Source organism: Marinobacter caseinilyticus (assembly GCF_011074955.1).
GTDB classification, from domain to species: domain Bacteria; phylum Pseudomonadota; class Gammaproteobacteria; order Pseudomonadales; family Oleiphilaceae; genus Marinobacter; species Marinobacter caseinilyticus.
Genome location: NZ_WUQJ01000019.1, coordinates 1 through 24,571, shown reverse-complemented (window position 1 = coordinate 24,571; position 24,571 = coordinate 1). Strand labels below are relative to the sequence as shown.

Here is a 24,571-nt window from a genome sequence, read left to right as displayed (position 1 = left end):
AGGCTCCGGCTACCGTTTGGCCTTTTCAGGCTCTGGGGTGACCGACTCAGACGACTGCAGCAGTTCCCGCAAGACCGTCATGCGCTCACGACTGGCGGAAATATCCGCTTGCACGCCTTTGGCATCGGCAACAATAGGACGCAGGAGAATCACAAGCTCACTCTTCTCGCTGTCAAAATTGCGCTGTTTGAAGGCCTCACCCAGGATGGGAATCTCGCTGAAAAATGGCACCGCTGAGTTTCGGTCTTCACTTTTATCCTGAATCAGGCCACCAATGACCACAATCTGGCCGCTATTGGCGCGTATAACACTGTCGGTTTCCCGCACCGTGCTGAGCGCCAAAGGCAGGGTAACGTCCCGCTCACCGATGGTGATAATCTTCTGCTGATCCTCGACTTCGCTGACCGAGGGGTGCACGTGCAGAGTGACGGATCCGTCTTCCGCAATTTGCGGCGTTACATCCAGCGAGATGCCCGAGAAGAACGGCGTCAACTCAACCGATGTACTGGTGTTGTCGGAGATTCCGGCCGCGTTGTTGTCCTCGTTAAAATCAATATCCGTGACAAAGAACTCATCGGTACCCACTTTTATGACCGCCTTTTGGTTATTCACGGTCGATATGCGTGGGCTGGAAAGAATCTGCACGTTGCCCTGCCGACCGAGCAACTCAATCATGCCGGTGAAACTGCCTTCGCGGAAACTGGCTGAGAACACGCCGCCAATATCACCGCTGGTCACGGCACGCCCCAATAGGCTTTGGGCGGTAAACTCGGTCGGCAAACCGTCGCTGGCGGTAATGCCGGATGCGTTCTGAATATCCGACCAGTTGATGCCTTGCTGATAGCCGGCGTTCAAGCTGATCTCCAGAATTTTAGCCTCCAGGACAACCTGACGCTGCATGATCAGCTCGGTTTTGGTCAGGTACTGCTCCACCAACTGCAATTCTGTGGGTGTCGCCCGGACCATCACCAGACCCGCGCCTGGATTGGTAATCACCTGGTTGTTCTCACCACCAGCAAGGATCATTCGAACCGTACTGTCCAGGTCCGCCCAGAAGTCTGACTCCGTGGCTGTCGAGATTCGGGTGCCGACCAAACTGCTCCCCGAATCGCTTTGGCCCCCACTGTCACTCCTGCCCTGGGAGCCACTGTTACGTGCATTGGACACCTGACCCGAGCTGACGCGGGTTTCAGAGCCACCCTGACGTTTGAAATGCAGATAATCGATGGGGAACAATCGGGTCCGCACGCCACCGGGCAAGATACGATAGAGCTGGCCATTGCGCTGAACATCGAGGTCGTAGAGGTCACTGGCAATGGTCATGACTTCTGGCACCGACACATCCCGGAGATTCAGTGTGATGGCTTGGTTCACATCAGGATGGACCACAACATTGTAATGGCTGTCCGCCACCAGCCCAGCAAAAAACGCTCGGGCGTCCAGCTCACGGGCACTGATATCAAATCGGCCTTCACTGCCTTGCGAATCCGCTAATGAGGGCAGCAACGCGTCCGTCACCGCTGACGGTACCTGAAGACGGTCCGTGGATGAGCGCCCCGGGTTGGCTGACGGCTTTTCAGCCTCGGCCAACGCGTCGTCGATGGCTCGGGCAGCGTCACGTGACGTGGCCTGACTGGTCCGCAGCAACGGGTTATTACTACACGCGGCCATCAAAATCGCCAAGCCAACAACGGCGGCTTTTTTACTCATTGTCATAGATAAACCTTGTAACCGTATCATCGTGACACCCGAACGCTTGGCGGCATCACCCAGTTAAGAATCAATGTTCGTCCCTGACTCCTGAGTATTACTTTATCGGACTCGACACGCACCAGGCGTGCGCCGTCAAAAACGTCACCTTCCCGTCGCACAACACCATCAATCACGGCAACCCGCTTAGCGGAGCCAACCACGATGGAATTCAAGGTGAACGGGCGAACCGCAGTCGCCTGCACGGGCGCCTTGAAATCCGCGGGCCGCGTCGGGTCCTCCAGCGCAGACGCTGGCGCCAGAACGGCCAGGAACAACACGGGCAGCACGAACGCTATCTTCATTGTCATGCGGTCAAACCCCCAACCATGCCCGGCTAAGACTCAGTGTGCGAACACGGATGGTCGCCTGAGCCTCAGGAAATGTTGTTACTTCATAGCTCAGTTGATGCCAGCCAAGCCTCTGATCCAGGCTTTCCAGGCGCTCAAGATAGGCCAGGAGTTCCAGATAGCGACCAGCGATGACCACTTCGACATCGTGAGCGTAGAGTAATGGCGTCCTTACGCCGTCGCTTTTTTCACCAGAATCGTCTGTTTCGGTGCGGTCGTTCTGCTCGCTATAAACCGGCACGGGCTCCAACAAATCCAAGGCAACCAGTTCCAGCTCTTGCTGCGCCGCCAGCATATCCCGTAGCAGTGCAACCATGGCCTTGGGCGCAATCAGGCGGTCAGTCGCTCGGGCCAGCTCTTGATTGAGGTTTTCCAGGCGCTGTTCGCGACTGCGGCGACGTGCCAACAGCTCAGCATTGGGGTCTTCCTGCACTTTCGCGGCCAATACGTCGCTTTGAACCTGCCAGTCCTGCACCTGCTGCCGGGCCTGTTGTACTTGATTGCGAACTTGGGTGTTGCGATCAAGTACCGGCGATACCGCCAGCTCCCACCCCAACAACGAGACAACCACAGCCAGCGTGGCCAGAATCAGTGCCCGCTCTCTGACTGGCCGGTTGTTATACCATTGAGCGCCCTGATCGAGCGGCTGCTTGAGCGCACTCACGATTCGTTTCCAGGCATTCGTTCGGTCGCAATGTCAAAGTCGATCCATTGCCCGGATGCGTGGCGCTCCAGCTTAAAGCGTGCAAATTGTCGACCACTGAACACCGGCTCATCTCCAAGCCGCTCCAGATAGACCGGCACCCGATCGCCCGAACGCGTGCGTCCGGAGAGCTGCACATCTGCGGCCCGGAGATCGATTTTAAAGCCGGTCAACCAGACGCCTTCGGGAATTTGACGCGCCATGGCCGCCATGTATGGCGAAAAGCCTTCGCCGCCGGAGCCAACCAGACGCTGCACCTCCACCAAAAGACGTTGCCGGCGGACGATGTTGCCAGAGAGTTCGTCGATTGCCGTGACCAGGTCAGGGTCTATCTGCCGGGACTCCACAGCCGCCGTCAGCTCAGCCACGCGCACTTCCAGCAACTGCTGCTGCGATATATATCCGGCCAGGGCAGTATTGAGAGTATGACTCTCATAACGGACATAGGCGGCACTGGCCACCACCAGGAGTAAGCACGCCATCGCCACCACGACAACATGCCTGACCTGGAAGGGCTCCTGACGGGGTCGCAGTTCATCGGTATAAAGATTGATGTGCTGAGTCATCGCGACGGAGCCTCAGCAACAGGCAAAGCCGCGCTCCACGCCACCAGGCATCGACTGTCCAGCGGTTCGGTCAAGCCTTGAGCCCCCCAGTCAACGGTTTCGATGCCCGCTGCGACGTAGTTCGAGATCATGGAAGCCAATGGCAGCTTGGTGTCCCTGGCCACCAGCCGGACGGATCTGGGAGGTACCTGGCCCAGTTGGCTTTCGAAGTAATCCAGTGAACGCTGCATCTCAAGTGCCAGAGACTGCACGGCACTTTCCTGCCGGCCCGCGTCTCTTAAATCCTCCGCCGACACATCAAGCCGGCGTGACAGGTAGAGCACCGGACCCTTGCAGATCACCATCTGGCCGTACCCATCCCGAAGATGGACAAGCGCCATACCGCGGCCGGAAGTATCCATCTGTGCGGCAAAATTACGCAGCGCCAGTTCCGCCACATCCACTCGTTTTAACTCAAGGCCGGCATCGCTGACCAGCGCCACCAGTTCTTTCGCCAGGGTTTTTCGGGCCGACACAACGTTGACCAAATGCCCCCGGCCACGGGATGCATCATGAGGAAAATCAAATACGTCACAGACCGCGTTGGAAGGGCTGTAATCCAGTAGGTCCTTCAGCTTCCAGCGCAGCGCATCGGCCAGGTCGTGATCGCTCAGGCCATCGGGTCGTTCAAGCTGGAACACGCTGTACTGGTCAAGGGGCAACACCACGGTGGTAGGGGCGCCGGTCCAGCCCTGCTGAGCGACAAGATCCGCCAGGAGAGGGGCACGCTTGGCGGGAGGGCACGCCAAAAACCCGGACTGATCGGCGGCTGAATGATTGCCACAAAACCAGGCAATGCCATCGGGCAAGATCTCCAGACACACGGTCTTCGTCTGAGCTGACCGTTTAAAAATTCGCTGTAGAAACGACGACGCCACGTACAAGCCTTTTAGGTCCAGAAGAATTTTGTCTCACATCATAGTTTAAAAAACAGACACAACCCCACGATTTTCGACTGATTTAACCACCTTTTGCATACTATGTATGTTCAAAGTCAGCAGCGGGATGCCAATTGGGGGCCCAAACACAACAACACTCCGGGCCAAAGCTTGGCAGCGGAGTGCTAAATCATCACAAACACCTAACGGCAATTGCTCAGTACGCAATCAAAACGGAATATCATCATCAAAATCATCGACGGGCTCGGGCATGCTGCCCTGACTCTGGCCCTGGTTTGGATTTTGACCCTGAGATGGCGGCTGGCTGTAACCCCCACCCTGGGATTGCGGGGCGCCTTGTGACGAAGATGAGCTGGTGTTGGCGGCCTGCTGGGGCCGTCCAGCTGGCGCTCCTTGGCCGGCATTGCCGCCGTCAGCACCGCGGCTGTCCAACATCTGCATCTGGCCGTTGATATCAACCACAACTTCTGTTGTGTAACGGTCTTGACCGTCTTGCCCCTGCCATTTACGGGTCTGAAGCTTGCCTTCAATATAGACTTTTGAGCCTTTCCGAAGGTATTGACCTGCAATTTCGGCGATCTTGCCAAACATGACAATACGGTGCCATTCGGTTTTGGGTACCAGTTGCCCTGTCTGCCGATCCTTATAGCTCTCGTCCGTCGCCAGGTTTAGATTAACCACGGCATTGCCGTTAGGGGTATAACGGGTTTCTGGGTCTTGGCCCAGATTACCAATCAGAATAACTTTGTTTACGCCTCGCGCCATGATTCGCTCCTAGTTCAGTCTCTTTTAGTCACCCGCGGTCCCTTGCTGGCGGTCAGAAATCACGAAGACATTGTTGGCTGAACAAAGGAAAACTCAGCCAGGCAGCCTTCATCAAAATATTGGCGATCCACCTTTAAATAAGCGGTATCGGCTCCTTCAAACACCACCACGTCCTCCACACCGGGAAGGCTTCGCAACAGTCGATCAACCTCGACAATATTGGTAAGCGCAGCGTCTCGCAACTGTACCACGAAACTTGCAGCGTGGCTCGGTGGTGCCATAGTCAAAGCAACAACCAGCCAGCAACATAGGACGGCCACCATTAAGGCAAGCACGCCGTCGACGCCCACTGTTCCAAGCAAAATGCCGCCCAGACTGCCGCCCAGGAACGCTCCGGTAAATTGTGCGGTTGAGTAGACTCCCATCGCGGTCCCCTTACTGCCTGCAGGAGACTCTTTGCTGATCAATGACGGCAAACTGGCTTCAAGGAGATTGAAAGCCATAAAAAAGAAAAACAGCGCTAACCAAGCCCACTCTAGCCTGCCGGATACCAAAGAAAGCCCAACCACCGCAGCTATTAATAGCGCGACCGCACCACTTAATACCAATTTCATTCGCCGCTTCTTTTCACCAATAATGATAAAAGGAACCATGGCAAAGAACGATGTCACCATCACAGTCAGATAAAACCACCAATGTGACTTGGCCTCAAGACCGAGCTCATTTTCCAACAGACTTGGAACCACCAAAAAAGTCGCCGTTAACACAAGATGCAAAGCAAAGATGCCAAAGTCCAACCGCAACAGACGGGTGTCGCGGAGCACTTGCCCCAACATTGCCAACACCGGCTGTGAATCATGGCTTTGAGATGGCTGCAGGGGTTGCGGTACCAATTTATGGACGATGAACATAGCCACCAGTGCCAACGCTGCGGTGACATAAAAAATGCCGGCCAAACCCACAAGATCACCTAGCAAAGGTCCCACCACCAGCGATAACGAAAACGCCAAGCCAATGGAGACTCCAACCGTCGCCATAGCCTTGGTACGCTGTTCCTCCCGTGTCAGGTCGCTCAGCAAAGCCATCAACACGCTGGCAATAGCGCCCGAGCCCTGAAGAATCCGTCCCAGAATTACACCGTATATAGAGTCGGCTGCGGCGGCCGTCATACTGCCCACAGCAAACAAAATCAGACCAATATAGATCATGCGCTTACGGCCAAAGCGGTCAGACAGCATACCGAAAGGAATTTGCAGTAGTGCCTGACTGAGCCCGTAGCCGCCGATGGCGAGTCCGATCAATGCGGGGGTTGCGCCATCGAGGTCGCCGCCAAGCAGTACAAATACCGGCAGAATCATGAACAGGCCGAGCATTCGCATGGCATAGACGGAGGCAAGTGCTGCGACTGAGCGCTTTTCGAATACATTCATGGGGTAGCGCGGGGTCCTCAAGTCAATCTAAAACAGCGAACGGGCTAACGTGGGTTGCGCATTGTACCAGATGCATTGTAAGGCGTTTACATTTCGCCGCAGTATGCCGAAGGCGGTATACTGATCGCTTTTCTATCGGGGAGAACTATGGACCGTATCCAGATCAAGGGTGCTCGCACCCACAACCTTAAAAACTTCGACCTGGATATACCTCGGGACAAGCTCATTGTTATTACCGGGCTATCAGGTTCCGGCAAGTCATCTTTGGCATTTGACACACTCTACGCTGAAGGCCAGCGTCGGTACGTCGAATCACTCTCCACATACGCACGTCAATTTTTGTCGATGATGGAAAAGCCCGACGTCGATCACATCGAGGGCTTGTCTCCAGCCATCTCCATTGAGCAGAAATCGACGTCTCACAACCCTCGCTCAACCGTTGGCACCATCACCGAAATTTACGACTATTTGCGCCTACTGTTTGCCCGGGCAGGTGAACCCCGCTGCCCGGATCACGGTCAAGCGCTGGAAGCACAGACCGTAAGCCAGATGGTCGATCAAGTATTGGCGTTGCCAGAAGACAGCCGGCTCATGATTCTGGCGCCCGTTATTCGCGACCGCAAAGGCGAACACCTCCAGGTGGTCGAGACCATGCGCAGCCAGGGTTTCATCCGCCTGCGGGTGGACGGTCAAGTCTACGATATCGACGATATCCCGGCCCTCGACAAAAAGCGCAAGCATCAAATTGATGTGGTCGTGGATCGCTTCAAGGTCAAGCCTGGCCTGGAGCAACGTCTGGCAGAAAGTTTTGAAACTGCACTTGAATTAGCCGAAGGTATCGCCCTGGTATCGCCATTGGACGGAGATGGCGAAGATCTCGCGTTTTCGGCTCGCTTTGCCTGTACTCAATGTGGTTACTCACTCAGCGAACTGGAGCCCCGATTATTCTCTTTCAACAATCCGGCTGGCGCTTGCCCGACGTGTGACGGCCTGGGTGTGAAACAGTTTTTTGACCCCGACAAGATTATTCAACACCCAGAGGCGACTTTGGCTGAAGGTGCCATCAAGGGCTGGGATCGGCGCTCTGTTTATTATTTTCAGTTACTGTCCAGTGTTGCCGACTATTATGGCGTTGACATGGACACACCCTTTACCGACCTGCCGGACGATTTCCGGGAAACCATTCTTCAGGGCTCGGGCAGTGAAAACATCACCTTTCGCTACGTGAACTCACGCGGCCAGGTGATGGAACGGGCTCACCCATTCGAAGGCATTCTTCCCAATCTTGAACGCCGTTATCGAGAAACTGACTCCCAAAGCATTCGGGAAGAACTTGCACGCCACTTGAGCCAGCAACCTTGCCAAAGCTGCCTGGGCTCAAGATTGCGGCGCAGTGCACGCAATGTGTTCATCGCCGAGCGGACGTTGCCCGAACTCACTACATTACCGGTTGGCGAGGCGCACACCTATTTCGAACAACTGTCGTTACCTGGCAGCCGCGGTGAGATCGCCGAAAAAATCATGAAGGAGGTTCGTCAGCGACTGCAGTTCCTGGTAAATGTCGGACTGCAGTACCTGACGCTTGAGCGCAGTGCTGACACCTTATCGGGCGGCGAAGCACAACGTATACGTTTAGCCAGCCAAATTGGCGCGGGCCTTGTCGGGGTCATGTACATACTGGACGAACCTTCCATCGGGCTGCACCAGAGAGACAATGACAGACTCCTGACAACGTTGACTCACCTCCGGGACATGGGCAATACGGTTATCGTGGTGGAACATGACGAAGATGCGATCCGAGCAGCCGATCATGTTATCGATATTGGCCCCGGTGCCGGTGTCCATGGCGGCGAAATTATTGCCCAAGGTACGCCCGAGGATATCATTGCCAATCCGGACTCGATGACAGGCCAATACCTTAATGGCACCCGAGCGATCGCAATACCGAAAGAGCGATTCGCCGGCAATGGCCTATATCTAAGCCTGTCCGGCGCCACCGGGAATAATTTGCAGAACGTCAACCTCAGTATTCCGCTGGGCGCCATGACGTGTGTCACTGGCGTCTCCGGCTCAGGCAAGTCAACACTGATCAACACTACCCTCTACCCTGTGGCGGCAACAAAACTGAATAAAGCCTCCACGCTCAATCACGGCCCTTTTGAAAAGCTCGAGGGTCTGGAGCACCTGGATAAAGTCATTGATATTGATCAAAGCCCCATAGGACGAACTCCGCGATCCAATCCCGCGACCTACACTGGGCTCTTCACTCCCATTAGAGAGCTGTTTGCCGGCACACAAGAGGCGCGTTCCCGGGGTTATAAACCCGGCCGCTTCAGCTTCAACGTTAAGGGCGGACGCTGCGAAGCCTGCCAAGGCGATGGCGTTATTAAAGTCGAAATGCATTTCCTGGCCGACATCTACGTCCCTTGCGATGTCTGCAAAAGCAAACGGTATAATCGAGAAACCCTCGAGGTACGCTACAAAGGCAAGAATATCCACGAGGTACTAGATATGACCGTCGAGGAGGGGCGTGAGTTCTTTGATCCGGTACCGTTTTTGGCCCGCAAACTTCAAACCCTGATGGACGTTGGCCTGTCCTATATCCGCCTTGGCCAAAGCGCCGTAACGTTGTCCGGAGGCGAGGCGCAGCGCGTCAAGTTGGCCAAGGAACTGTCAAAACGTGATACCGGCAAGACGCTCTACATACTTGACGAGCCGACAACCGGGCTCCATTTCTACGATATTCAACAGCTACTCAACGTTTTGCAGCGGCTGCGGGACCATGGCAATACCATCATTGTCATCGAGCACAACCTGGACGTGATAAAAACCGCAGACTGGATTGTCGATCTCGGTCCGGAGGGCGGGTCCGGTGGCGGAATGATCATCGCCGAAGGCACCCCTGAAACTGTCGCCAAAAATGGCGCCTCCCACACCGGCCACTATTTAAAACAACTGCTCGCACTTTAACTTTTAAAAACACGCACAAAAAAAACCGAGGGCTCTCACCCTCGGTTTTTTTATGGATCAAACGACTTATTCGTCGTCGTCCATCTCTTCTGCTTCCACATCCACCGGGCGACCGATTACTTCAACGTACGCCATGGGCGCATTGTCACCAGCACGGAAACCACACTTCAGGATACGGAGATATCCACCCGGACGCTCAACAAAGCGAGGACCCAACTCACTAAAGAGTTTGGCAACCGCAGCGTCGTCACGCAGGCGTGAAAACGCCAGACGACGGTTCGCGACCGAATCATTCTTAGAAAGCGTAATCAATGGCTCAGCTACCCGGCGAAGTTCTTTCGCTTTCGGGAGCGTCGTTTTGATCAGCTCGTGTTCAACCAGTGACGCAGTCATGTTACGGAACATGGCCTTGCGATGCGCACTGGTCCTGTTGAACTTACGACCACTCTTACGATGACGCATTGCTCTGATTCCTTACCTTAAACTACCAATTCGGCGATTAACCGCCCAGAACCCGGTCGTCGCCACGAAGGCTTGCCGGTGGCCAGTTATCCAGACGCATACCCAGGGACAGACCGCGTGAGGCCAGTACGTCCTTGATTTCTGTAAGCGACTTTTTACCCAGGTTAGGCGTCTTCAGCAGCTCGACTTCGGTCCGCTGAATTAGATCGCCGATGTAGTAAATATTTTCAGCTTTCAGGCAGTTCGCTGAACGCACTGTCAACTCAAGATCATCAACCGGGCGCAACAGAATCGGATCAATTTCTTCCTCTTCCTCTACACGCTCGGGCTCTTTCTCGTGATCGAAGTCAACAAATACGGCCAACTGCTGCTGGAGAATCGTCGCGGCTCGACGGATCGCTTCTTCAGGATCAATCGTACCATTCGTCTCCAGATCGATAACCAGCTTGTCCAGGTCTGTACGTTGTTCTACACGGGCACTTTCAACCGCGTAAGACACACGACGTACTGGACTAAACGTAGCATCCAGCTGCAGGCGCCCAATCGCGCGAGTCTCATCTTCATCAAGACCCCGCTGGTCAGCAGCCTCATAACCACGGCCTCGAGCAACCTTCAGGCGCATGTTCAATTCACCATTTGCACTCAGGTTGCAAATGACATGCTCTGGGTTAGTAATCTCAACATCGTGATCCAGCTTGATGTCCCCGGCTGTAACAACACCAGGTCCCTTCTTGCTGATGGATACTTCAGCCTCATCCCGGCTGCCCATTTTCACCGCAACGCCTTTCAGATTCAGAAGAATCTCAATGACGTCCTCTTGGACACCTTCAATGGCACTGTACTCGTGGAGCACGCCATCAATCTGTGCTTCAGTAACGGCACAACCCGGCATTGAGGACAAAAGTATGCGGCGCAACGCGCTGCCCAAAGTGTGCCCGAAACCTCTTTCAAGAGGCTCCAGTGTCACCTTGGCGCGGGTGCCGCTTGATTCCTTCACGTCAATGGTACGAGGTGTCAATAACTCATGTACTGAACGCTGCATAGACGCCCCTATCTGTCTCGTTGCTAACTGGGCTTTACTTGGAGTAAAGCTCGACGATGAGGTTCTCGTTGATGTCGGACGGCAATTCCGTACGTTCCGGAGTTGCCTTGTAAACGCCGGACATCTTGTTGGCGTCGACCTCTACCCAGCTTACCGGCGCGCGATTAGCAGAAAGATCCAGGGCACCTTTAACTCGGAGCTGATTCTTTGCTTTTTCACGAACACTCACAACGTCTCCTGGCTTAACCTGATAAGAAGCGATGTTAACCACCTTATCGTTAATCAGGATTGCCTTGTGAGACACAAGCTGACGGGACTCTGCACGGGTCGAACCAAAACCCATGCGATACACTACGTTGTCGAGACGACCTTCAAGTAACTGAAGCAGGTTTTCACCTGTTGCGCCTTTAATACGGGCGGCCTCGGCATAGTAATTCCGGAATTGCTTTTCAAGCACGCCGTAAATACGACGAACTTTCTGTTTTTCACGAAGCTGCACGCCATATTCGGACAGACGACTGCGCCGTGCACCATGTTGCCCCGGAGGGGTTTCAATGTTGCACTTCGAGTCGAGAGCACGTACTCCGCTCTTCAGAAAAAGATCTGTCCCTTCACGACGAGACAGCTTACATTTTGGGCCTATATAACGAGCCATATTTCACTGTCTCCTGTGTTAAACGCGGCGCTTCTTGGGCGGACGACAACCGTTGTGTGGAATCGGTGTCACATCGGTGATGTTTGTGATCTTGTACCCACATCCATTCAGTGCGCGTACAGCGGATTCACGTCCGGGCCCAGGACCCTTAACCTCTACATCCAGGTTTTTAAGGCCGTATTCAGCAGCCGCATTACCGGCTCTTTCAGCTGCTACCTGCGCAGCAAAAGGTGTACTTTTGCGTGACCCACGGAAACCAGAACCACCAGAGGTGGCCCAGGACAATACATTGCCCTGACGGTCAGAAATGGTCACGATCGTGTTGTTGAAGGAAGCGTGGATGTGCGCTACGCCATCAACAACCGTCTTTTTCACCTTTTTACGGGTACGTGTACCTGGCTTTGCCATGATTGCCTACCTGTTACTTGCGAATAGGTTTGCGAGGACCTTTACGGGTGCGAGCGTTGGTCTTTGTGCGCTGGCCACGGACGGGAAGTCCATGACGGTGGCGCAGACCACGGAAGCAACCGAGATCCTTCAAACGCTTAATGTTCATCTGAACTTCACGACGCAGATCGCCTTCAACGCTCAACTTGCCCACTTCGGTACGAAGTGACTCAAGCTGCTCGTCGGACAGGTCTTTGACCTTGACGTCCGGCTTAACGCCGGTTGCATCGCAAAGCTTTTGGGCTGCCGTCTTTCCAACTCCGAAAATATAAGTCAGTGAGACAACAGCATGTTTGTGATCGGGTATATTGACACCGGCTATACGTGCCATCCAAATTACTCCGCGTTCAAAGCTTTGCTGTGTGAATTTTCCGCCACAAAAAGGGCGCGAAATAATAACGCTTGATCTATTAAAGATCAAGCGCTAAAACTTCGTACCCCTTGCGAATCCGGTAATGCCTTTTTGGGCAATTAACCTTGACGCTGCTTGTGGCGAGGCTCCGAGCAAATGACTCTTACTGAGCCATTGCGACGAATTACTTTGCAGTTACGGCAAATTTTCTTTACCGAAGCGCGTACTTTCATTGTCGACTCCAGTTTTCAAGGGGAACTGTTTCAGTTCCGACTATAGCCCTTGAGATTGGACTTTTTCATCAGCGATTCATACTGATGTGACATCAGGTGCGATTGTACCTGGGCCATAAAGTCCATCACCACGACTACAACAATCAGCAGTGATGTGCCGCCCAAGTAGAAGGGCACATTCCCGAACACCATCAGAAACTGAGGGAACAGGGAAACCGCTGCAATATACATGGCACCAAACAAAGTCAGGCGCGTTAGAACACCATCGATATATTTTGCGGTTTGCTCACCTGGGCGAATGCCCGGGATGAACGCACCAGACCGCTTGAGATTATCTGCAACTTCCTTTGGGTTATACATCAACGCCGTATAGAAAAAGCAGAAAAACACGACCGCGGCGGCGAACAGTATCACATACAGAGGGCTCCCAGGAGCCAAGGCCTGAGAAATATCGCTTAGCCATTCCATACCCTCACTCTGACCAAACCACTGTCCGATCGATGCAGGAAACAGCAGGATAGAAGAGGCAAAGATGGGAGGAATAACCCCAGCCATATTAACCTTTAACGGCAAATGGCTCGACTGCTGAGCGAATACCTGACGGCCTTGCTGACGCTTGGCGTAGTTAATCGTCAATCGTCGTTGACCGCGCTCCATGAACACCACGAAGCCGACCACAGCGATTGCTAAAACAGCAATGCCCAACACCAGCAACATGCTCATTTCGCCATTACGGGCCTGTACCAGAGTTTGTCCGATAGCACCGGGCAAACCTGCAACAATCCCCGCAAAGATCAACAGCGATATTCCATTACCGACGCCCCGCTCGGTGATCTGCTCACCCAACCACATCATGAACACCGCACCACTGACAAATGAGACGACTGCCACAAAATGAAAGCTAAAGCTGTCGTTAAAGGTAACTCCTTGAGACGCTAAGCCTACGGAAATACCCATACCCTGAACCAGCGCAAGAACAACCGTACCGTACCGCGTGTACTGGCTGATCTTTCGACGGCCTGACTCGCCTTCTTTCTTGAGCTGTTCCAACGTCGGACTGACCGCTGTCATCAGCTGCATGATAATCGACGCTGAGATGTAGGGCATGATGCCCAGCGCGAAGATACTCATCCGCTCCAGAGCACCACCTGAGAACATATTGAACAGACTCAGGATTGTCCCCTGATTCTGGTCAAATAACGCCGCCAGACGATCCGGGTTGATCCCCGGCACTGGAATATGCGCACCTATCCGGTACACAAGAAGTGCCAGGAAGACAAACCAGAGCCGCGATCGCAGCTCTGCCAGTCCTTTTCCCGCGCCCGCAGGCATTGATGATGTCTTGGCCATTTAGTCCTCGACTCGCCTTAGTCTTCGACTTTCCCGCCCGCGGCAGCAATTGCCTCACGTGCACCTTTTGTCACTTTCAGACCTTTAACGGTCACTGGACGACCCAACTCGCCAGACAGAATCACTTTAGCAACGCGAATTTCGTCGCGAATGATGTCTGCTTTCTTCAATGCCTCAAGGTCGACTACGTCGCCGTCGACTTTCGCCAATTCGTTCAAGCGAATTTCGACAACATAGCGGGCCTGGCGAGACGTAAAACCAAATTTCGGCAAACGACGAGCCAAAGGCTGCTGGCCACCCTCGAAACCGGGCGCGACACTGCCACCAGAGCGGGCCTTAAGACCCTTGTGACCACGACCACAGGTTTTTCCAAAACCACTACCGATACCACGACCGACGCGCTTGGCATCGGGACGTGAACCGGGCTCCGGACTAAGTTCGTTAAGACGCATCTTAGCTCTCCTCCACCCGAACCAGGTAATTGATCCGGTTTACCATACCGCGAACTGAAGGGGTATCTTCCACTTCTACGGTATGACCAATTTTGCGAAGACCCAAACCCTTCACACATTTTTTGTGGTTAGGCTGACAGCCAATCGGACTGCGGGTCAGTGTTACTTTCATTGTCTTTGCGTTCGCCATGACTTCAACCCAGAATATCTTCCACGGTCTTGCCGCGCTTGGCTGCAATATCTTCAGGCGCATGCATGCCCTGGAGACCCTTGATAGTGGCACGGACTACGTTGACCGGATTGGTCGAGCCGTAACACTTTGACAGTACGTTCTGAACGCCTGCAACTTCAAGCACCGCACGCATCGCACCGCCGGCGATGATACCAGTACCTTCCGACGCTGGCTGCATGTATACCTTAGAGGCACCATGGTTAGCCTTGATCGGATATTGCAGAGTGGTGCCATCCAATGGGACGTCGACCATGTTCTTGCGTGCTGCTTCCATTGCTTTCTGGATCGCAACCGGCACTTCGCGTGCCTTGCCGCGGCCAAAGCCAACACGACCTTTACCATCACCCACCACAGTCAGCGCTGTGAAGGCAAAAATACGACCGCCCTTGACCACTTTGGCTACGCGGTTAACCTGAACCAGCTTTTCCTGGAGCTCAGGCGCCTTCTGTTCGTTAACGCTCATCTTCTCCACCTCTTAGAATTGCAAGCCAGCTTCACGGGCCGCATCGGCTAACGCCTGTACACGACCATGATAACGGTAACCCGAGCGGTCAAATGCAACCTGCTCGACACCTGCCGCCTTCGCCCGCTCAGCAATCAGCTGACCGACTTTTTTCGCGGCATCCACGTTACCAGTCGCGCCCTGGCGCAGCTCTTTGTCCAACGTGGAGGCTGAGGCCAGCACTTTGCTGCCATCAGCGGTTGTAACCTGAGCGTACATATGTCGCGGTGTACGATGTACACACAGACGATTTGCGCCCAGCTCACGGATCTTGATGCGCACTTTACGTGCGCGACGCAATCTTTCGTTATTCGCGCTCATAGTCCCGCCTTATTTCTTCTTGGCTTCTTTACGTCTGACCTGCTCATCCGCATAACGAACACCTTTGCCTTTGTAGGGCTCGGGCGGACGGAACGCACGAATATCAGCAGCGACCTGGCCAACCTGTTGCTTATCGATCCCGCGAATAACAACTTCCGTTTGTGTCGGAGTTTCTGCGGTGATCCCCTCGGGCAGCTCGTACTCGACCGGGTGCGAAAAACCCAGTGTCAGATTAAGCTTCTTACCTTGCGCCTGAGCACGGTAACCTACACCCACAAGCTGGAGCTTACGCTCAAACCCAGCAGTAACACCTGTGACCATATTATTGATCAGGGCACGGGTGGTACCTGCAAGAGCGCGGGACTGTTTCGCACCATCACGAGCGGCAAAGCGAAGAGTGTTTTCTTCCTGCTTTACTTCAACGATGTGGTGCACGGTGATTTGAAGCGCTCCCTTGGAGCCCTTCACATTAATTTCCTGTCCGTTTAGCTTTACCTCAACACCGGAAGGCAGCACGACAGGATTATTGGCAACCCTGGACATGTGATTCTCCTAGAATACGGTGCAGATGACTTCGCCACCCACGCCTGCAACACGTGCAGCGCGGTCTGTCATAACGCCCTTGGACGTTGAGACAATCGCGACACCCAAACCACCGGCTACTTTCGGCAATTCCCCAGCGCCTTTATAACGACGCAGACTCGGACGGCTGACCCGCTTAATTTCCTCGATAACCGGCTTGCCCTCGAAATACCTGAGGGTAATGGTCAGCTCGGGTTTGGCATCAGCTGAAACGGAAAAGTCTTGCACGTAACCTTCATCCTTAAGGACTTGAGCCACGGAGATTTTCATTTTTGAAGACGGCATAGCCACATCGGCTTTCTGTGCCATCTGTGCGTTGCGTATACGCGTAAACATATCCGCAAGCGTATCTTGCATACTCATTGGTATGAGTCTCCTGATCTTTTTAGTTGTGCAGCGGCGCGCCGCACCGCTTACCAACGGGCACCATTATGGTGCCAACGTTACCAGCTTGCTTTGGTCAGACCCGGGACGTCACCACGCATACCTGCTTCACGTAACTTAATACGTGACAGCTTGAATTTGCGTAACACGCCATGGGGGCGACCCGTTATCTGGCAACGATTACGAAGACGCGAAGGACTTGCATCACGGGGGAGCTTTTGTAGCCCGACCTGTGCGTCCCAACGGTCATCATCGCTGGAATTCGGGTTTTTAATAATTGCCTTGAGCTCCGCACGCTTTGTTGCATATTTCGCAACAGTTTGCTCGCGCTTCAGCTCACGGTTTTTCATGGAAACCTTAGCCATTACATTCGTTCCTTATTTCTTGAACGGAAAGCCAAAGGCTTTCAACAATTCACGGCCTTCATCATCGGAACCAGCAGACGTCGTAATGGTAATATCCATACCGCGAATCTTGTCGACTTTGTCGTACTCGATTTCAGGAAAGATAATTTGCTCACGCACACCCATGCTGTAATTGCCGCGGCCATCAAAGGATTTCGGGTTCAGACCACGAAAGTCACGAACACGCGGAATCGCGATGTGTACCAGACGGTCAAAGAAATCCCACATACGCTCGCCGCGCAGCGTGACCTTACAACCGATCGGCCAACCTTCACGGATCTTAAAACCCGCAACCGATTTTTTAGCTTTGGTAACAACAGCTTTCTGACCCGCCAGACGCTCAAGATCAGCGACTGCGTTTTCGATCAGCTTCTTGTCACCTACCGCTTCACCAACACCCATATTAAGGGTGATTTTTTCGATACGAGGCACCTGCATAACGTTCTTGTAGCCGAACTCTTTCTGCAGGGCGGGTACCACTTCCTGTTTATACTGCTCTTTCATGTTAAGCATCGTAACCACCACCGCTTACTGGTTATCGACGACTTCATTCGTGGACTTAAATATCCGAGACTTCGCGCCGTCTTCCTTAGTCAGGAAGCCAACACGATCGGCTTTGCCGGTCTGCGGATTAAAAATAGCCACGTTTGAAGCCTGGATAGGTGCTTCTTTCTCGACGATGCCACCTGGGGTGCCAAGCATCGGGTTCGGCTTGGTGTGCTTCTTGATCATGTTGATACCAGAAACAACCATTCGGCCGTCGTCCTGAACTTTCAAGACTTTACCACGTTTGCCCTTATCTTTCCCCGTAGTGACGATTACTTCGTCATCTCGTTTAATCTTTTTCATAACCGGCCTCTAGTCCTTACAGTACTTCGGGTGCCAGCGAAATAATCTTCATGAACTTTTCATTACGCAGTTCACGTGTCACAGGCCCGAAAATACGGGTACCGATCGGCGCGTCCTGGTTGTTCAGAAGTACAGCCGCATTACCGTCGAAGCGAATCAACGAACCGTCCGGGCGGCGAACGCCCTTACGGGTGCGCACAACAACAGCTTTCAGGACCTGGCCTTTTTTCACTTTCCCGCGGGGTATGGCTTCCTTAACGGTTACCTTTATTACATCCCCAACGCTGGCGTAACGCCGATGTGAACCGCCCAGGACCTTGATGCACATAACGCGACGTGCACCACTGTTGTCCGCGACTTCAAGCATTGTTTGAGTCTGAATCATGGTTATTCTCCAGCAGAAACCACTTTGTCATTACGACAAGACTCACCGTCCGGGCGAGTTACACCTTCGATGCGTGTTCGACTACATCTACCAGAGCCCAACTCTTGGTCTTAGAGACCGGCCGGGTTTCCTGGATTGTAACGATGTCACCGATATTGCACTGATTGTTCTCGTCGTGAGCGTGAATCTTGGTTGAACGCTTAAGGTACTTCCCATATAGGGGATGCTTAACCTGGCGCTCTACCAGAACCACAATGGATTTCTCCATCTTGTTGCTCACGACCTTGCCGCTCAGGGTTCTGGCAGTTTGGGTAGCTTCGGTCATGTCACTTTCCTGCCTTTTCATTCAAAACCGTTTTCACACGAGCGATGTCGCGCCGCACCTTACCGACGAGGTGGGACTGATTCAGCTGACTTGTCGCTTTACGCATGCGAAGGTTGAACTGCTCCTTCAGGAGATCGACCAGTTCTTTATTCAGCTCTTCGACTGACTTCTCACGCAGCTCTGTTGCTTTCATCACATCACCGTCCTCGTAACGAAGGTTGTCATCACAGGCAGCTTCGCAGCGGCCAGCGTGAAGGCTTCACGCGCGACTTCCTCAGGAACGCCTTCCATCTCGTACAACATCCGGCCTGGCTGAATTTCAGCAACCCAGTACTCGACAGAACCTTTACCTTTACCCATTCGTACTTCAAGCGGCTTACCGGTAATCGGCTTATCCGGGAAGACCCGAATCCAGATCTTACCGCCCCGCTTAATCTTACGAGTCATGGTACGACGTGCCGCCTCAATCTGGCGTGCAGTTATACGTCCACGAGTCGTCGCTTTCAATCCGTATTCACCGAAGCTCACCTTGTTAGCGCGGTGCGCCAGACCGGTGTTACGGCCTTTCATTACCTTGCGAAATTTGGTGCGTTTTGGCTGCAGCATACGAGTGCCCCTTTACTTAGAACCTTTCTTGCGAGAGGCATTCTTGTCAGCACGGACTTGCTCCATACCACCAAGAATCTCACCCTTGAAGATCCATACCTTTACGCCGATCACACCGTAGGTGGTATGCGCTTCATAGGTTGCGTAATCAATATCTGCACGTAATGTGTGCAGCGGAACACGACCTTCGCGATACCACTCGGAACGTGCGATTTCAGCACCCCCAAGACGGCCACCGACCTGAATCTTGATACCCTTCGCGCCTTGACGCATTGCATTCTGTACCGCGCGCTTCATAGCACGACGGAACATCACACGGCGCTCCAGCTGACCGGCTACGTTTTGCGCAACCAGGCGAGCATCCAGATCCGGTTTGCGGACCTCTTCGATGTTGATGTGCACAGGCACACCCATCATGTCGCTTACTTCGCGACGCAGACGGTCAACATCTTCACCCTTCTTCCCAATAACGATACCGGGGCGGGCTGTATGGATCGTGATACGGGCGTTCTGAGCAGGGCGCTCGATCACAATCTTGCTGACAGACGCCTTTACCAGACGCTTGTCCAGGAACGTGCGAACCTCAATATCGTTCAGGAGGTTATTCGCGTATTCCTTTTTCTCGGCATACCAGACTGAGTTGTGCTCTTTAATCACACCCAGCCGCATACCGGTCGGATTTACTTTATGACCCATCTGAGCATCTCCTACTTGTCGGCGACCTTGACGGTTATATGACAGGTGCGCTTGAAAATCCGGTCAGCGCGCCCCTTGGCTCTCGCCTTGATACGCTTGAGCGTCGGACCTTCATCCACACAAATCGTGGCAACCCGCAACTCGTCAACGTCCAGACCTTCGTTGTGCTCAGCATTGGCAATGGCGGATTCAAGTGCTTTCTTGATAATCACCGCTGCCTTTTTTGGGCTGAAAGTCAGAATGTTCAGGGCGTCCTCAACAGCCTTGCCGCGAACCTGGTCTGCGACAAGCCGCGCTTTCTGAGCAGAGAGGCGAGCGCCCTTATACTTAGCCGCTACTTCCATTTCTATTCCCCTCGTGATCAGCGTTTAGCTTTCTTGTCGGCAGCATGGCCGCGGTAGGTTCGCGTCGAAGCGAACTCACCCAGCTTGTGACCAACCATGTCTTCAGTGACATGAACGGGCACGTGTTGCTTACCGTTGTGGACTGCAATGGTCAGGCCTACCATCTCCGGAAACACTGTCGAGCGACGCGACCAGGTTTTAATTGGTCGCTTGTCGTTCGTTTCCAGAGCTGCCTCGACCTTCTTCAACAGATGCAGGTCTATAAAAGGACCTTTCTTCAAAGAACGTGGCACAGCAATTACCTCTATGTAGTCGTTTACTTGGCCGAACGACGACGTACTATCATTTTATCAGTACGTTTGTTCTTACGAGTCTTATGCCCTTTGGTTGGAACACCCCAAGGAGTTACAGGGTGACGCCCACCAGAGGTACGCCCTTCACCACCACCATGTGGGTGGTCAACTGGGTTCATAGCAACACCACGCACTGTTGGACGCTTGCCACGCCAACGTGATGCACCCGCTTTACCAAGCTGCTCAAGACTGTGCTCACTGTTGGACACTTCGCCCAACGTTGCGCGACAGTCTACGAGCACCTTTCGCATTTCACCTGACCGAAGGCGGATAGTTGCATACGCACCTTCACGAGCGACCAGCTGTACGGATGCACCCGCACTACGGGCCAACTGGGCGCCTTTACCAGGCTTGAGTTCGACGCAGTGAATCACAGAACCAACCGGAATGTTCCGGATCGGCAACGTGCTTCCTACTTTAATCGGCGCGTCGATGCCGGAGCGCACAGGGTCTCCAAGCTGCACACCTTTGGGAGCGATAATATAACGGCGCTCGCCATCGGCGTACTTCAGGAGCGCGATGTGCGCAGTGCGGTTTGGATCATATTCCAGGCGCTCAATGATTGCCGGGATACCATCTTTGGTCCGCTTAAAGTCAATGACACGGTAATGGCGTTTGTGACCACCACCGATGTGACGAGTGGTGATGCGACCAAAATGGTTGCGTCCACCCGATTTACTTAACGTCTCGACCAACGGCTCGTAAGGGCTGCCTTTGTGCAGGTCAGGGTTGTAGAGCTTTACAACGTGACGGCGGCCAGGAGATGTTGGCTTGGTTTTGACGATCGGCATATTACGACCCCTTTACCTTATTCCACATCCAGAAAATCGATGTCCTGACCTTCCGCAAGCTTCACATAAGCCTTACGAATGTCATTACGCTTACCGAATCCGCGGGCAGTACGCTTGAGCTTGCCCTTACGGTTCATGATCTGAACACCTTCGACAGTAACGTTGAACAGCTGCTCAACGGCTTTCTTAACCTCAGGCTTTGTCGCGTCGGGCGCAACGCGAAACACGACTTGCCCACGCTCGGACGCCATTGAGGTTTTCTCTGACACGTGCGGTCCCAACAGAACCTTATAGATACGTTCCTGATTCATCCCAGCATCTCCTCGATTTTCTTAAGAGCCGGAACGGTCACAACAACCTTCTCAAAGGCCACCAGGCTAACCGGATCAAGACCTGCCACATCGCGCACGTCAACATGAGGCACATTACGCGACGCCAAATGAAGGTTCAGCTCAACATTCTCGGCAAGGATAAGGGCGTTAGTAACCCCCAGATCCTTCAGCTTTGCGTTGAAGGCCTTGGTCTTGGGAGTTTCGACAGTAATATCGTCGACCACGACCAAACGCTCCTGACGAACCAGCTCGGAAAAGATCGAGCACATTGCAGCCCGGTACATCTTGCGGTTTACTTTTTGCTCAAAGTTCTGAGGCTTTGCAGCAAAGGTAACACCACCGGAACGCCACAGCGGGCTGCGGATGGTGCCAGCCCGGGCACGACCTGTGCCCTTCTGACGCCACGGCTTTTTGCCACCGCCACGAACTTCCGAGCGTGTTTTTTGAGCACGGGTTCCCTGACGACCGCCTGCCATGTAAGCAGTGACCACCTGGTGTACCAGTGCCTCATTAAAATCTTTGGCGAACGTGGCATCGGAGACTGAAACATCCTTGCCACTACCTGTAATTGTCAATTCCATCGCACCGCTCCTCAGGCTTTAACTGCTGGCTTGATGACAACGTCGCTACCTGTAGCACCTGGCACGGCACCACTGATCAGCAGCAAATTGCGCTCAGCGTCGACACGGACGACTTTAAGGTTCTGCACAGTAACCTGAGCATTACCCATCTGGCCCGCCATCTTTTTGCCTTTGAATACACGGCCCGGGGTTTGGTTTTGACCAATAGAACCCGGTGCGCGGTGAGACAGAGAGTTACCGTGAGTGGCATCCTGCATGGCAAAGTTCCAGCGCTTGACGCCACCCTGGAAGCCCTTACCCTTGGACTGGCCAGTCGCATCAACCATCTGTCCGTCTTCAAAGACTGTCGCCGCGATTTCGCCGCCAGCGATCAAATCTTCGCCTTCGCCATCCGCTAAACGAAACTCCCACAGACCACGACCGGCTTCGACACCCGCCTTAGCAAAGTGGCCTGCCGCGCTCTTGGAGACACGTGAGGAACGACGCTTACCAACAGTTACCTGAACTGCACGATAGCCATCGCTTTCGAGGGTCTTTAACTGGGTAATTCGGTTGCCATCAACCTCAATTACCGTTACGGGCAAAGCTTGCCCGTCTTCCGTAAATATACGGGTCATACCGGCCTTGCGACCGACAATTCCAATTGCCATGTTTCACCTCTTAAGTGTACGGGGCTCTCACCCTCTATGGCCTTATGACACAGTTACACTAGCCAACGCTTGAGCGTTAGCCGAGGCTGATCTGAACGTCTACACCCGCTGCGAGATCAAGCTTCATTAAAGCATCAACTGTCTTTTCCGTTGGCTCAACAATGTCGAGCAAACGCTTGTGTGTACGAATCTCATACTGGTCGCGCGCGTCTTTGTTGACGTGCGGAGAAACCAGGATGGTGTACTTCTCCTTCCGCGTCGGCAGAGGGATAGGTCCACGCACCTGAGCGCCGGTACGTTTAGCTGTATCGACGATCTCCTGCGTTGACTGATCGATCAGGCGATAATCAAACGCCTTCAACCGAATTCTGATCTTTTGGCTTTGCATGTTGCACCAAACTCCACTCGTAGCAGCTACTTTAGCCGACCTTAAAAAAAGGAGCCGCATTGTATGCAGAATGCCCAACAGTGTCAAGCGTGGTTATCTCGCTAGACACTACAGGGCAACACAACTCCGGATAGAAAAAGGGGCTGCAAGCTGCAGCCCCCTCTCCTGCAATGAACCGAGCGAGTCTTACTCGACGATCTTTGCAACAACCCCGGCACCAACGGTACGGCCACCTTCGCGAATCGCGAAGCGCAGACCTTCTTCCATTGCAATCGGTGCAATCAGGGTGACGTCCAACTTAACGTTGTCGCCAGGCATGACCATCTCTACACCTTCCGGCAGTTCACATGACCCGGTCACATCGGTGGTCCGGAAATAGAACTGGGGACGGTATCCTTTGAAGAACGGCGTATGACGACCGCCTTCCTCTTTGCTCAGTACATAAATTTCTGACTCAAAACGCGTATGCGGCTTGATGCTGCCTGGCTTGCACAGAACCTGACCACGCTCAACGTCGTCACGCTTGGTACCACGCAACAGTACACCAACGTTCTCGCCCGCACGACCTTCGTCAAGCAGCTTACGGAACATCTCAACACCGGTGCAGGTGGTCTTCACGGTATCTTTGATACCAACGATTTCCACTTCGTCACCAACCTTGACAATACCGCGCTCTACACGACCGGTCACAACGGTACCACGGCCAGAGATCGAGAACACATCCTCAATCGGCATTAGGAACGGCTGATCGATCGCACGCTCAGGCTCAGGGATGTAATCGTCCAGGGCCTCTACCAGCTTCTTAACAGCCGTGGTGCCCATTTCGTTGTCATCCTTACCTTCCAACGCCATCAGCGCCGAACCGGTAATGATCGGAGTGTCGTCGCCCGGGAAGTCGTACTGGCTCAGCAGATCACGAACTTCCATCTCGACCAGCTCAAGCAGCTCTTCGTCATCGACCATGTCCGCCTTGTTCAGGAACACAACGATGAAAGGCACGCCAACCTGACGAGACAGCAGGATGTGCTCACGGGTCTGCGGCATCGGGCCGTCAGCGGCGGAACACACCAGAATAGCACCGTCCATCTGAGCCGCACCGGTGATCATGTTCTTCACATAATCGGCGTGGCCTGGGCAGTCAACGTGTGCGTAGTGACGCGTTGGGGAGTCGTACTCAACGTGGGAGGTCGCGATGGTGATACCACGCGCCTTCTCTTCCGGTGCGTTATCGATCTGATCGAATGCGCGCAGCTCACCTGAGCCCCATACTTCATGACACACGCGCGTCAGCGCTGCGGTCAGAGTCGTCTTACCATGGTCAACGTGACCAATCGTGCCCACGTTCAGGTGCGGCTTTTTACGTTCAAACTTTGATTTAGACA

Annotated in this window: 37 protein-coding genes; 1 reads left to right on the top strand and 36 read right to left on the bottom strand. The window is 53.7% G+C overall.

Annotated features, from left to right (window positions below):
• Positions 1–9: 9 nt before the first annotated feature.
• From mshL to GRX64_RS08685, 7 genes are all read right to left on the bottom strand, one after another.
• On the bottom strand, positions 10–1,716 hold the full coding sequence (gene mshL, locus GRX64_RS08715) for a pilus (MSHA type) biogenesis protein MshL (RefSeq protein ID WP_166266179.1): 1,707 nt from the start codon (positions 1,714–1,716) through the stop codon (positions 10–12).
• A gap of 20 nt (positions 1,717–1,736) precedes the next feature.
• On the bottom strand, positions 1,737–2,060 hold the full coding sequence (locus GRX64_RS08710) for a general secretion pathway protein GspB (protein ID WP_235937589.1): 324 nt from the start codon (positions 2,058–2,060) through the stop codon (positions 1,737–1,739).
• Between the two features lie 4 nt (positions 2,061–2,064).
• Positions 2,065–2,763 carry a type II secretion system protein GspM gene (locus tag GRX64_RS08705; RefSeq protein WP_166266177.1) on the bottom strand — a complete coding sequence of 233 codons (699 nt, stop codon included), beginning with the start codon at positions 2,761–2,763 and terminating at the stop codon, positions 2,065–2,067.
• Positions 2,760–3,368 carry a PilN domain-containing protein gene (locus tag GRX64_RS08700; RefSeq protein ID WP_166266174.1) on the bottom strand — a complete coding sequence of 203 codons (609 nt, stop codon included), beginning with the start codon at positions 3,366–3,368 and terminating at the stop codon, positions 2,760–2,762. Before GRX64_RS08700 ends, GRX64_RS08705 begins: the two co-directional genes overlap by 4 nt.
• Positions 3,365–4,231 carry a type IV pilus biogenesis protein PilM gene (locus tag GRX64_RS08695; RefSeq protein ID WP_235937588.1) on the bottom strand — a complete coding sequence of 289 codons (867 nt, stop codon included), beginning with the start codon at positions 4,229–4,231 and terminating at the stop codon, positions 3,365–3,367. Before GRX64_RS08695 ends, GRX64_RS08700 begins: the two co-directional genes overlap by 4 nt.
• A gap of 282 nt (positions 4,232–4,513) precedes the next feature.
• A complete protein-coding gene (gene ssb, locus GRX64_RS08690; RefSeq protein ID WP_166266171.1) occupies positions 4,514–5,071 on the bottom strand; it encodes a single-stranded DNA-binding protein in 558 nt (185 codons plus the stop codon).
• 59 nt (positions 5,072–5,130) lie between these two features.
• Positions 5,131–6,501 carry an MFS transporter gene (locus GRX64_RS08685; protein ID WP_166266168.1) on the bottom strand — a complete coding sequence of 457 codons (1,371 nt, stop codon included), beginning with the start codon at positions 6,499–6,501 and terminating at the stop codon, positions 5,131–5,133.
• A 147-nt stretch (positions 6,502–6,648) separates the two neighbouring features.
• Between GRX64_RS08685 and uvrA the strand changes: the two genes are divergently transcribed.
• The gene (uvrA, locus tag GRX64_RS08680) at positions 6,649–9,471 is read left to right on the top strand and encodes an excinuclease ABC subunit UvrA (protein ID WP_166266165.1); all 2,823 of its coding nucleotides are present in this window, start codon (positions 6,649–6,651) and stop codon (positions 9,469–9,471) included.
• 66 nt (positions 9,472–9,537) lie between these two features.
• Here uvrA and rplQ read toward each other — a convergent pair whose 3' ends face one another.
• The 29 genes from rplQ to tuf all read right to left on the bottom strand — a co-directional run.
• Positions 9,538–9,933, bottom strand: a complete 396-nt coding sequence (gene rplQ / locus GRX64_RS08675) for a 50S ribosomal protein L17 (protein WP_166266162.1) — start codon at positions 9,931–9,933, stop codon at positions 9,538–9,540.
• Positions 9,934–9,970: 37 nt separating this feature from the next.
• Complete coding sequence (locus GRX64_RS08670; RefSeq protein WP_166266159.1) at positions 9,971–10,975, bottom strand: DNA-directed RNA polymerase subunit alpha; 1,005 nt, start codon at positions 10,973–10,975, stop codon at positions 9,971–9,973.
• Between the two features lie 34 nt (positions 10,976–11,009).
• On the bottom strand, positions 11,010–11,630 hold the full coding sequence (rpsD, locus tag GRX64_RS08665) for a 30S ribosomal protein S4 (protein ID WP_166266156.1): 621 nt from the start codon (positions 11,628–11,630) through the stop codon (positions 11,010–11,012).
• An 18-nt stretch (positions 11,631–11,648) separates the two neighbouring features.
• Positions 11,649–12,038, bottom strand: a complete 390-nt coding sequence (gene rpsK / locus GRX64_RS08660) for a 30S ribosomal protein S11 (protein WP_004580767.1) — start codon at positions 12,036–12,038, stop codon at positions 11,649–11,651.
• 13 nt (positions 12,039–12,051) lie between these two features.
• The gene (rpsM, locus tag GRX64_RS08655) at positions 12,052–12,408 is read right to left on the bottom strand and encodes a 30S ribosomal protein S13 (RefSeq protein ID WP_166258789.1); all 357 of its coding nucleotides are present in this window, start codon (positions 12,406–12,408) and stop codon (positions 12,052–12,054) included.
• Positions 12,409–12,548: 140 nt separating this feature from the next.
• Complete coding sequence (rpmJ, locus tag GRX64_RS08650; RefSeq protein WP_008174902.1) at positions 12,549–12,662, bottom strand: 50S ribosomal protein L36; 114 nt, start codon at positions 12,660–12,662, stop codon at positions 12,549–12,551.
• A gap of 30 nt (positions 12,663–12,692) precedes the next feature.
• Positions 12,693–14,012, bottom strand: coding sequence for a preprotein translocase subunit SecY (gene secY / locus GRX64_RS08645; protein ID WP_166266153.1), 1,320 nt, complete (start codon positions 14,010–14,012; stop codon positions 12,693–12,695).
• A gap of 17 nt (positions 14,013–14,029) precedes the next feature.
• Positions 14,030–14,464, bottom strand: coding sequence for a 50S ribosomal protein L15 (gene rplO / locus GRX64_RS08640; protein WP_166266150.1), 435 nt, complete (start codon positions 14,462–14,464; stop codon positions 14,030–14,032).
• Between the two features lies 1 nt (position 14,465).
• Positions 14,466–14,654 carry a 50S ribosomal protein L30 gene (gene rpmD, locus GRX64_RS08635; RefSeq protein WP_166266147.1) on the bottom strand — a complete coding sequence of 63 codons (189 nt, stop codon included), beginning with the start codon at positions 14,652–14,654 and terminating at the stop codon, positions 14,466–14,468.
• A gap of 4 nt (positions 14,655–14,658) precedes the next feature.
• Positions 14,659–15,159: a 30S ribosomal protein S5 gene (gene rpsE / locus GRX64_RS08630; protein WP_166266144.1), complete on the bottom strand. Its 501-nt coding sequence runs from the start codon at positions 15,157–15,159 to the stop codon at positions 14,659–14,661.
• Between the two features lie 12 nt (positions 15,160–15,171).
• Entirely contained in the window at positions 15,172–15,519 is a 348-nt protein-coding gene (gene rplR / locus GRX64_RS08625) for a 50S ribosomal protein L18 (protein WP_166266141.1), read from the bottom strand.
• Between the two features lie 9 nt (positions 15,520–15,528).
• Positions 15,529–16,062: a 50S ribosomal protein L6 gene (gene rplF, locus GRX64_RS08620; RefSeq protein ID WP_166266138.1), complete on the bottom strand. Its 534-nt coding sequence runs from the start codon at positions 16,060–16,062 to the stop codon at positions 15,529–15,531.
• Positions 16,063–16,071: 9 nt separating this feature from the next.
• Complete coding sequence (rpsH, locus tag GRX64_RS08615; RefSeq protein WP_166266135.1) at positions 16,072–16,464, bottom strand: 30S ribosomal protein S8; 393 nt, start codon at positions 16,462–16,464, stop codon at positions 16,072–16,074.
• Positions 16,465–16,544: 80 nt separating this feature from the next.
• Positions 16,545–16,850, bottom strand: a complete 306-nt coding sequence (gene rpsN / locus GRX64_RS08610) for a 30S ribosomal protein S14 (protein ID WP_166266132.1) — start codon at positions 16,848–16,850, stop codon at positions 16,545–16,547.
• 12 nt (positions 16,851–16,862) lie between these two features.
• Positions 16,863–17,393, bottom strand: a complete 531-nt coding sequence (gene rplE / locus GRX64_RS08605) for a 50S ribosomal protein L5 (RefSeq protein WP_427901652.1) — start codon at positions 17,391–17,393, stop codon at positions 16,863–16,865.
• 24 nt (positions 17,394–17,417) lie between these two features.
• Entirely contained in the window at positions 17,418–17,738 is a 321-nt protein-coding gene (gene rplX / locus GRX64_RS08600; protein ID WP_166266126.1) for a 50S ribosomal protein L24, read from the bottom strand.
• A gap of 16 nt (positions 17,739–17,754) precedes the next feature.
• Entirely contained in the window at positions 17,755–18,123 is a 369-nt protein-coding gene (gene rplN, locus GRX64_RS08595; protein WP_134032462.1) for a 50S ribosomal protein L14, read from the bottom strand.
• Between the two features lie 58 nt (positions 18,124–18,181).
• Positions 18,182–18,448 (bottom strand): 30S ribosomal protein S17, encoded by a 267-nt coding sequence (gene rpsQ / locus GRX64_RS08590; protein WP_166266123.1) that lies wholly within the window; start codon positions 18,446–18,448, stop codon positions 18,182–18,184.
• A gap of 1 nt (position 18,449) precedes the next feature.
• Positions 18,450–18,641 (bottom strand): 50S ribosomal protein L29, encoded by a 192-nt coding sequence (gene rpmC / locus GRX64_RS08585; protein ID WP_166266120.1) that lies wholly within the window; start codon positions 18,639–18,641, stop codon positions 18,450–18,452.
• Entirely contained in the window at positions 18,641–19,054 is a 414-nt protein-coding gene (gene rplP / locus GRX64_RS08580; RefSeq protein WP_166266117.1) for a 50S ribosomal protein L16, read from the bottom strand. The genes rpmC and rplP overlap by 1 nt, the downstream gene beginning before the upstream one ends.
• A 12-nt stretch (positions 19,055–19,066) precedes the next feature.
• Complete coding sequence (rpsC, locus tag GRX64_RS08575; protein WP_166266114.1) at positions 19,067–19,750, bottom strand: 30S ribosomal protein S3; 684 nt, start codon at positions 19,748–19,750, stop codon at positions 19,067–19,069.
• 11 nt (positions 19,751–19,761) lie between these two features.
• Positions 19,762–20,094 (bottom strand): 50S ribosomal protein L22, encoded by a 333-nt coding sequence (gene rplV / locus GRX64_RS08570; RefSeq protein WP_166266111.1) that lies wholly within the window; start codon positions 20,092–20,094, stop codon positions 19,762–19,764.
• A 17-nt stretch (positions 20,095–20,111) separates the two neighbouring features.
• Positions 20,112–20,387 carry a 30S ribosomal protein S19 gene (rpsS, locus tag GRX64_RS08565; RefSeq protein WP_166266108.1) on the bottom strand — a complete coding sequence of 92 codons (276 nt, stop codon included), beginning with the start codon at positions 20,385–20,387 and terminating at the stop codon, positions 20,112–20,114.
• A gap of 23 nt (positions 20,388–20,410) precedes the next feature.
• Complete coding sequence (gene rplB, locus GRX64_RS08560; RefSeq protein ID WP_166266105.1) at positions 20,411–21,238, bottom strand: 50S ribosomal protein L2; 828 nt, start codon at positions 21,236–21,238, stop codon at positions 20,411–20,413.
• Between the two features lie 17 nt (positions 21,239–21,255).
• Positions 21,256–21,549, bottom strand: coding sequence for a 50S ribosomal protein L23 (rplW, locus tag GRX64_RS08555; RefSeq protein WP_166266102.1), 294 nt, complete (start codon positions 21,547–21,549; stop codon positions 21,256–21,258).
• Positions 21,546–22,151 (bottom strand): 50S ribosomal protein L4, encoded by a 606-nt coding sequence (rplD, locus tag GRX64_RS08550; protein WP_166266099.1) that lies wholly within the window; start codon positions 22,149–22,151, stop codon positions 21,546–21,548. The genes rplW and rplD overlap by 4 nt, the downstream gene beginning before the upstream one ends.
• Positions 22,152–22,162: 11 nt before the next feature.
• Positions 22,163–22,801, bottom strand: a complete 639-nt coding sequence (gene rplC, locus GRX64_RS08545; protein ID WP_166266095.1) for a 50S ribosomal protein L3 — start codon at positions 22,799–22,801, stop codon at positions 22,163–22,165.
• A gap of 76 nt (positions 22,802–22,877) precedes the next feature.
• Positions 22,878–23,189 carry a 30S ribosomal protein S10 gene (gene rpsJ / locus GRX64_RS08540; RefSeq protein ID WP_041341420.1) on the bottom strand — a complete coding sequence of 104 codons (312 nt, stop codon included), beginning with the start codon at positions 23,187–23,189 and terminating at the stop codon, positions 22,878–22,880.
• A gap of 186 nt (positions 23,190–23,375) precedes the next feature.
• The coding region (gene tuf, locus GRX64_RS08535; RefSeq protein WP_235937586.1) for an elongation factor Tu at positions 23,376–24,571 on the bottom strand (1,196 nt) is incomplete at its 5' end.